The 7,999-nt window shown below is 37.0% G+C and carries 11 protein-coding genes and 2 pseudogenes; 9 read left to right on the top strand and 4 right to left on the bottom strand.

The window, feature by feature from the left end; translation table 11 throughout:
• From V757_RS28840 to V757_RS17040, 3 genes are all read right to left on the bottom strand, one after another.
• On the bottom strand, positions 1-561 hold the full coding sequence (locus V757_RS28840) for a P-type ATPase actuator domain-containing protein (RefSeq protein ID WP_023949237.1): 561 nt from the start codon (positions 559-561) through the stop codon (positions 1-3).
• A 91-nt stretch (positions 562-652) separates the two neighbouring features.
• A complete protein-coding gene (locus tag V757_RS28835; RefSeq protein ID WP_023949235.1) occupies positions 653-868 on the bottom strand; it encodes a cation transporter in 216 nt (71 codons plus the stop codon).
• A gap of 103 nt (positions 869-971) precedes the next feature.
• Positions 972-1,187, bottom strand: a complete 216-nt coding sequence (locus tag V757_RS17040) for a heavy-metal-associated domain-containing protein (RefSeq protein WP_023949233.1) — start codon at positions 1,185-1,187, stop codon at positions 972-974.
• A 107-nt stretch (positions 1,188-1,294) separates the two neighbouring features.
• Between V757_RS17040 and cueR the strand changes: the two genes are divergently transcribed.
• From cueR to V757_RS28820, 4 genes and pseudogenes are all read left to right on the top strand, one after another.
• A complete protein-coding gene (gene cueR / locus V757_RS17035; RefSeq protein WP_023949231.1) occupies positions 1,295-1,723 on the top strand; it encodes a Cu(I)-responsive transcriptional regulator in 429 nt (142 codons plus the stop codon).
• Positions 1,724-1,788: 65 nt separating this feature from the next.
• Positions 1,789-2,334: an FAD-dependent oxidoreductase gene (locus tag V757_RS29530; protein WP_218118010.1), complete on the top strand. Its 546-nt coding sequence runs from the start codon at positions 1,789-1,791 to the stop codon at positions 2,332-2,334.
• Positions 2,307-2,762 (top strand): FAD-dependent oxidoreductase, encoded by a 456-nt coding sequence (locus V757_RS29525; RefSeq protein ID WP_218118009.1) that lies wholly within the window; start codon positions 2,307-2,309, stop codon positions 2,760-2,762. Before V757_RS29530 ends, V757_RS29525 begins: the two co-directional genes overlap by 28 nt.
• Before the next feature lie 53 nt (positions 2,763-2,815).
• Positions 2,816-3,121 (top strand): annotated as a pseudogene (locus tag V757_RS28820) (pyridine nucleotide-disulfide oxidoreductase); the annotation flags it as partial.
• A gap of 214 nt (positions 3,122-3,335) precedes the next feature.
• On the opposite strand, the gene V757_RS27815 reads toward V757_RS28820, so the two are convergent.
• Positions 3,336-3,500 (bottom strand): DUF3861 family protein, encoded by a 165-nt coding sequence (locus tag V757_RS27815; RefSeq protein ID WP_081710609.1) that lies wholly within the window; start codon positions 3,498-3,500, stop codon positions 3,336-3,338.
• A 213-nt stretch (positions 3,501-3,713) separates the two neighbouring features.
• On the opposite strand from V757_RS27815, the gene V757_RS17020 reads away from it, so the two are divergent.
• From V757_RS17020 to V757_RS17000, 5 genes and pseudogenes are all read left to right on the top strand, one after another.
• Positions 3,714-4,694: a tripartite tricarboxylate transporter substrate binding protein BugE gene (locus V757_RS17020; protein ID WP_023949223.1), complete on the top strand. Its 981-nt coding sequence runs from the start codon at positions 3,714-3,716 to the stop codon at positions 4,692-4,694.
• A 116-nt stretch (positions 4,695-4,810) separates the two neighbouring features.
• A complete protein-coding gene (locus V757_RS17015; RefSeq protein ID WP_023949221.1) occupies positions 4,811-5,362 on the top strand; it encodes a tripartite tricarboxylate transporter TctB family protein in 552 nt (183 codons plus the stop codon).
• Positions 5,362-6,867, top strand: coding sequence for a tripartite tricarboxylate transporter permease (locus tag V757_RS17010; RefSeq protein ID WP_023949219.1), 1,506 nt, complete (start codon positions 5,362-5,364; stop codon positions 6,865-6,867). The genes V757_RS17015 and V757_RS17010 overlap by 1 nt, the downstream gene beginning before the upstream one ends.
• A 691-nt stretch (positions 6,868-7,558) precedes the next feature.
• Positions 7,559-7,726: a hypothetical protein gene (locus V757_RS28270; protein ID WP_155805778.1), complete on the top strand. Its 168-nt coding sequence runs from the start codon at positions 7,559-7,561 to the stop codon at positions 7,724-7,726.
• Between the two features lie 78 nt (positions 7,727-7,804).
• A pseudogene (locus V757_RS17000) lies at positions 7,805-7,951 on the top strand (transposase); the annotation flags it as partial.
• Between the last annotated feature and the right edge of the window lie 48 nt (positions 7,952-7,999).

The raw sequence follows: 7,999 nt of genomic DNA, 5'->3' as shown, positions 1-7,999 counted from the left end.
TCAGAATACCTTACTACCAACCATCTTTTGTTCAGGATTAGATTCACCTGTTAAATGGCTTTCGTCTGCCCAACCCTCACCACTTTGTACAATACCATCAGCGGCAATTCTTTCACCATGATTTGCACGGAGTATATCGCCAATAACTACCTGATCAATCGGTGTAGTGACCCATTGCTGATGACGTTGGACACTCACTTGCTGTGGGGTTAATTTTAATAATAGTCCTAAGCTATTTAAGCTATTTTTTTTTGCTCTATCTTCTAAAAATTTACCTAGGCTCACAAAGCCAATGACCATGACACTGGCTTCAAAATAAACGTGCACCATTCCCTCATGTTGTCGATGTGGGCTAAAGAACAACATATAAACAGAATAGGCATAGATAGCCACAGTGCCTATCGTCACTAAGACATCCATATTGGCTAGACCTCCTTTTATAGAAGCCCAAGCGCTCTTATAAAATGGGATAGCTAACCATAATTGCACAATACTCGCTAACACAAATTGCCATATGCTGGGCATCATCCATTCATGTTTGCCCACCATCATACCTACCATACCAATCCAAAAAGGAATATTAATGGCAAGTAATAACCATAATCGCCAACTTATCCTTGACTCATGGATTTTAGGCTGTTCTTCTGGTTTTTTAAGAGATTGCCTTATAGCCAGTTTTTTTAATAAGGTTTAGAATATCATTTGGTGACGCTTTCGTATTATCAAATGTAATTTGAGCCTCTTCACTCGCAAAATTAACACCCGCTTCTTGAATAAAGTCTTTCTTATTCAATACTTTTTCAATACGCGTTGCACAAGCTTGGCACGTCATACCTTCAACATCAACGCTTATTTTCTCTTGCACCATTCACCTCTATTGATTATTCATGACCCTTGCTTGCTCTATAGTCTATCTACGGTAATAGTTGAGTAGATAGACCATAGGCTTTTTACTACTAAGCAATGATTTATTAAGATTGAACTTGTGCGTCATATCCAGCATCTTCAACAGCATCAGCTAGCTCATCAGCATCAATCACTGTTTCATCGAATTCTACGGTTGCGTTAGCTTTTTCTAAACTCACCTCTACGTTGCTAACGCCTTTTTGTCCCTCTAATACACGAGTGACACTTTTCACACAACCACCACAAGTCATACCATCTACTTTTAAAACAACAGTTTTCATTTTGTTCTCCTAAAATCACAGCTTTCCTTGCTGTATGTTTTACACTATAAACCTTAACCTAAGGTTAAGGTAAAGTCTATTTTAAAATTTTTTATAAAGTTATGCTTATGTTAAATATTAGCGAAGCCTCTCAACAAACTGGATTGTCCTCTAAACAGATTAGAGACTATGAAAAATATGGTCTACTCACTCCAAGCTCACGCGCTGACAATGGATATCGTCGCTATAATGCACAGGATTTAAATCGCTTACATTTTATTCATCAAGCTAGACTAGTAGGCTTCTCGTTACAACAAATCGCTGAGCTTTTAGCACTACAAGATAATCCGCACCGTAGTAGTAAAGAAGTAAAAGAATTAACTGCTAAGCATATTCATACATTGGAAGATCAGATAGAGCACTTACAAAATATGCTCGCACGACTAAAGAAATGGCATAACTCTTGCCATGGTGATAATAGCAGTGAATGCCCTATTCTGGACGGATTGGGAGAAACGCAACAGGAGACAAGGTCTTGCCATACATCATCTAAATAATCTGAAACATTCTTTTTTATATCCTCTCATCATCGCTGTTTTTAAGCGTACAATGAAAAACAAAGATAACTTACTTCATACTCATCTTAAAGGGAGAAACTATATCTACCCATGATTTAATTATTATTGGCTTTGGTAAAGCAGGTAAAACCCTAGCTGCAAAAATGGCAACCCAAGGCAAAAAAGTCGCCTTAATAGAGCAAAGCCCTCAAATGTATGGCGATACTTGTATCAATATCGGCTGCATACCAAGCAAAACACTCATTACTGCTGCAGACAAGGGCAAACTCTTTGATGCTTCGATGGCAGACAAGACAGCTATCACCACTCGCTTGCGCAAGAAAAACTATGATACGATGGTTGGTGCTAATGTAGAAGTCATTACAGGATCAGCAAAATTCATCGCGAATAAAGAGATTGAGGTTAAGACAGAGCAAGGCACCTCTCAGCTTACCGCAGAGACAATTATTATCAATACAGGTGCTGGGTCCGTTGTTCTACCTATCAAAGGATTAGCAGAAAGTAAGAATGTATTCGACAGCACAGGCATTCAATTCTTACCCACATTACCTAAAAACTTGGAATCATTGGTGGCGGAAATATCGGCTTAGAATTTGCGAGTCTTTTTGCCACACTAGGCACAGAAGTCACTGTATTTGATGCAGGCAAACGTTTGTTACCTAGAGAAGAGCAAGACATTGCTACACTTGCACAAGAGTATCTACAAGCTAAAAATATCAATTTTGTCTTTAATGCCAATCTTACCCAAGTGCGTAATGAGGGTGAGACAGTAGTGATTACTGATAATTCTCAAGATTATTCTTTTGATGCTGTTCTTTATGCCACAGGACGTAAACCTAACGTTTCATCTCTAAATCTAGAGGCTACGGATATTAAACTAACTGAAAAAGGTGCTATCCAAGTAAATGAGTATTGTGAAACAACTGTTCCTAATGTTTTTGCTGTAGGTGATGTCAATGGTGGTCCACAGTTTACGTATATTTCCTTAGATGACTTTAGAATTGTCTTAACTATTTAAATGGTAATAAAGATTATTCTTTAAAAACACGTAAAACCTTTCCTAATACCTTATTTATTGTTCCACCACTTAGCCGTATTGGTCTAGACGCTACTCAGGCAGAACAACAAAGACTTGCTGTAAAAACAAAATCTTTACCCATGGCAACAATGCCTAAAGCCCATGTTAATAACGATTTACGAGGCGTTTATAAAGTCGTTGTTGATGCAACCAGCCATTTAATTTTAGGGGCTACGCTCTTTGGTGCCGAGGCAAATGAATTAATTAACCTCATCAAATTAGCCATGGATTGTAATATTCCTTATACACAACTCAAAAACCAAATTTTCAGCCATCTAAGTATGGCAGAAAATTTTTAATGATTTATTTAATTTTTAATCTGAATATCGCTCAGCAAAAAGAAGAGCTACCAGTGGCTCTTCTTTTTTTATTGGCTAACTTATTGTCCATAAGTAGGAGATATAGTCATTTATTGTTTTTAGCAAACAAGTCATCTTCTCACATGTTTATACTTTATACGCCTACTTATCCTTAACAATAGCCATAATTTACATAAAATGAGGCTGTATTTCTTTAAAAAAATACCATGTCTCTATTTTCTAACATTACCTCTCCCATCAGCTTTAATCCAATCGCAAAGCGTGCTGCCATTTCAGGGGTAAATGACTCCAAATTTTTCACTTTATCCACAATATCAAATAAGTTATCATGATTAGGGGCATTAAAAATTAAAGGCAAGGCCTAACAGCATTCCCTTCTTTATCTTGTAAATGTTCTACGGTAATACGAAATAAATGTTGCTTCATTTTTCTTTTCCTATTAAATAAAAATAATTCTCATTAATTTTACAATCTTACTACTATTAGCGTTTATACGGATATTCAAATTTTTTTATTTTTTGTACAGTTTGGTTATCTCTTTTCTTCCCAGTATTATCGGAGAATAAATTTTATGAAAAAGTCTTTTATTAAAGTAGCTACTATTGCTGCCCTTTCTTTTGTTGGTGCTATGAGTAGTGCTTATGCTGCCTACCCTGATCACGTTATTCGTGTGATCGTACCTTTTGCTCCTGGTGGCTCTACTGATATTGTTACTCGTATCGTAACAAGCAAAATGAGTGAAATCCTTGGTCAATCTATCGTAGTTGACAACAAAGGCGGCGCTGGTGGTGCTATTGGTGCACAAGAGGCAGCTCGTGCAAAACCTGACGGCTATACCTTATCTATTGCTACAGTTTCTACTTTAGCCGTTAATCCAGCATGTAAACCAACTGGCTTAGGTTATGATCCTTTCAAAGACTTTACACCAGTTACTAACTTTGTCAATGTACCAAACATTATCTCTTCAAACCCAACAAAATTTCCTGCTAAGGATTTTGCTGGTTTCTTAAAAGAAATCAAAGCTAACCCTGGTAAATACACTTACGGTTCATCTGGACAATGTGGCGTATTACACTTATTTGGTGAAGCATTCCGCCAAGCGACAGGTACAGATATTATCCACGTACCATACAAAGGTTCAGGTCCTGCAGTAGCTGATGCTGTTGGTGGTCATATTGAGTTATTATTTGATAACTTACCATCATCTTTACCACAAGTCCAAGCTAAGAACTTAAACCCTTTAGCCGTTGCTTGGCCTGAGCGTCTAAAAGACTTACCAGAAGTGCCAACTCTAAAAGAATTAGGGTATGAACAACTTAATAGCCCAGTATGGTATGGTTTACTTGCTCCTGCAGGTACACCTGCTGACATAGTAGCCACACTACACAAAGCAGCTGCCAAAGCATTACAAGATGCAGGTGTAAAAGAATCCCTTATGAAACAAGGTGCTTTCGCATCTGGCAATACCCCAGAAGAATTTACTAAAGAAATTAAGCAACAATATGACTGGGCAAAAGAAGTTGTCGCAAAAGGTAAAATTGAACTTAAATAATTAAGTTTAGTAGGCAATTTAAAACCTAGACCAATAAAATGGTTCTAGGTTTTAATGCTTTAATAAGTCATAAGACTTATTAGAATCATATCCACTCTTAACAAGCAGGAAGTATTATGCTTATCAAAAATCAACAAGACTTTTGGTCTGGTCTTATGTTCATTGGGCTAGGCTCAGCTTTTGCCCTCATTGCAGAACAAAATTATGATATGGGTAGCTCGGTTCGTATGGGACCAGGCTATTTCCCTTTTTTACTAGGCTGTTTACTCGCTATTTTAGGGGCTTTTGTTACCCTATCTTCGCTACGAGGTGAGTATAATGAAGAACATGAGGTTAGCCATTTTGACTGGGATATTCTCCTGCTAGTAATAGGCTCTATTGTCTTATTTGGCTATACGCTAAACTATCTAGGTATGTATATTTCCGTGGCTATTCTTGTCATTTTCAGTAGTTTAGCTAGCCATGAGTTTAGTTGGAAAATCGCAATTGCCAACGCAATATTTCTTATTTTCTTTGCATGGTTAGTGTTTGTTAAAGGTTTAGGTTTAGTATTCCCTACTTTACCTGCACCATGGTCAGAGTGGAGTACTGATGCACAAATCATTATTCCTATTGCTATCGTGGTTGGATGTGTTATTTTTTATAAAAAGGTAAAGGGAGCTAACTAATGTTTGATTTATTAAATAACTTAGCCCTTGGGTTTTCTGTTGCTGTTACCCCAGAAAATCTAATGTACGCTTTCCTTGGTTGCTTATTAGGTACGCTAATTGGTGTATTACCCGGTATTGGACCTGTTCCTACTATTGCAATGTTATTACCTTTAACCTATGTACTTCCTCCTGTCGCAGGCCTTATTATGTTGGCAGGTATTTACTATGGTTCTCAATATGGTGGTTCAACAACCGCTATTCTAGTTGCCTTACCTGGAGAGACGTCTGCGGTTGTGACTGTTCTGGACGGACATCAGATGGCTAAAAATGGGCGTGCTGGTGCCGCACTTTCTATTGCTGCACTAGGCTCATTCTTTGCTGGGTGTGTTGCAACAATTCTTTTAGCAGCGTTTGCACCACCACTAGCCTCTATTGCGTTTAAATTCGGCCCAGCAGAATATTTTTCTTTAATGGTTACTGGTTTGGTAGGTGCTGTGGTGCTTGCATCGGGTTCTTTACCTAAAGCACTGTGCATGATTGTACTAGGCCTTCTAATCGGTATGGTTGGTACTGATGTTGACTCAGGCATTGCTCGTTATGACTTTGGTATTGCCGAATTACAAGACGGTGTAGATTTTGCTGTTATCGCTATGGGGGTTTTTGGTTTAGCAGAGATTATGAATAACCTCGCTCAAAAAGAAAATCGCGTAGATATTACCGACAAACTTGGTTCTCTGTATCCAAATAAACAAGAATTCAAAGAGGCGGCTCCTGCTTCTGTGCGTGGCACCCTATTAGGATCAGCACTAGGTATTCTCCCTGGAGGTGGTGCTGTACTTTCTTCATTTGCTTCTTATACATTAGAGAAAAAGCTATCTCGCGAACCAAAACGTTTTGGTAAAGGTCACCCTGCAGGTCTTGCAGGCCCAGAGTCAGCTAATAATGCAGCCGCTCAAACCTCGTTTATCCCATTATTGACCTTAGGTATTCCTGGTAATGCAGTAATGGCATTAATGGTTGGAGCAATGACTATTCACAATATTCAGCCAGGCCCTCAAGTAATGAATTCCCATCCAGATTTATTCTGGGGATTAGTAGTTTCTATGTGGGTAGGTAACTTGATGTTAGTTATCTTAAACCTTCCATTAGTGGGTCTATGGGTTAAATTACTAAAAGTACCTTATCGTATCCTCTTCCCTGCCATTTTATTATTCTGCTCAATCGGGGTTTACTCATTGAACTATAATGTCTTTGATATTTTTGTCATGGCATTATTTGGCGTGATTGGTTATATCTGGACAAAACTAAAATGTGAAGGAGCTCCTTTACTTTTAGGTGTAGTATTAGGTCCTATGATGGAAGAAAACTTCCGTCGTGCACTATTATTCTCTCGTGGAGATTTCACTACATTCATTACTCGTCCATTATCTGCTAGCTTATTATTGTTGGCAGTAGGTTTGATTATTTTAGTAACTCTACCGTCAATTCGTAAAAAACGTGAAGAGACATTTGTCGAAGAGTAACTAATTATGTATATATAAAACTTTTAGGCAACAAATCCTTCTAACAATTGGTTAGAAGGATTTGTAAAAAGAAACTGTTACTAATTTCTACCTGAAGCTAATATTATTTGCGTTCCCTCTGTAGATAGTTTTAATTTTATCAGCTTTAAAAGAAATAATTATATAACTATACTAGCCCTATAATTTCTAATAAATATTTCTACTTCCTCTATATAATTTGTTTGAATATATTGCCTTTACATAACAGGAATGACGGAAATATAAAATACAAATAATATTTAAAATAGCAATTAAAAGATACTCAACTATATTTGCCTGCGAATAAAAAATTATCATTAACACGGCAAATAACAAAAAGGAAAGATGTACTAACTGTACGATTAATACTGTTTGCTGATTCTGCTTTTTGATTAGTCTATATAATAAAAACAAATTAAGTAAAGCAAAGGGTAGCAAAATCACCCAAAGTAACTTTCCTGTGAATAAGGCAAATACTATATTAATCAAAGTCATCAGCGGAATGATTAATAGAAACAAACAATAAAGTAACATCCAGAAAGTTAACTTCTTATTATGCATTGTCACTCCCTCTCCGATACTTTGCTGTCATTATGTAAAATAATATTATTTGTTTTAAAATATTGCTCTATATATTTTACATATTATTTCTTGATTAAGTAAGGAGATTTTATTGAAAAAGTTACTTCTTTATCCAATATTATTTTTAACACCATTTTCTATAACTAAAGCAGCAAACACTCTCACCATAGAAGCACTCTCCTCATTAGAAATGAGAACTATTTCCGGTAAAAATGTAGTGAGAATTTACTTTTCTGGCTCTTTTGATAGAGGAGTGTAACCATCCCCTAAATTAAGACAACAAGAAAGTAGAACTTTTTTGAACGTTACCGTAAACTTATTTCAAAGGAGTTTTACCATGAGTAAACGTACTAGCGAAAGCCAAATTATCAACATTCTTAAACAAGCCGAGGCAGGCACCCCTGTTCAAGAGTTATGCCGTCAACATGGCATTTCTTCTGCCACATTCTACAAATGGCGAGAACGTTATGGGGATGGAAGTCTCTGATGTAAGTAACGCTTAAAAGAACTCGAAAGCGGAGAACTCGATCGG

This window comes from Pelistega indica (assembly GCF_000506865.1).
Taxonomy (GTDB): domain Bacteria; phylum Pseudomonadota; class Gammaproteobacteria; order Burkholderiales; family Burkholderiaceae_B; genus Taylorella; species Taylorella indica.
This window is presented reverse-complemented; position numbering and strand designations above follow the sequence as displayed.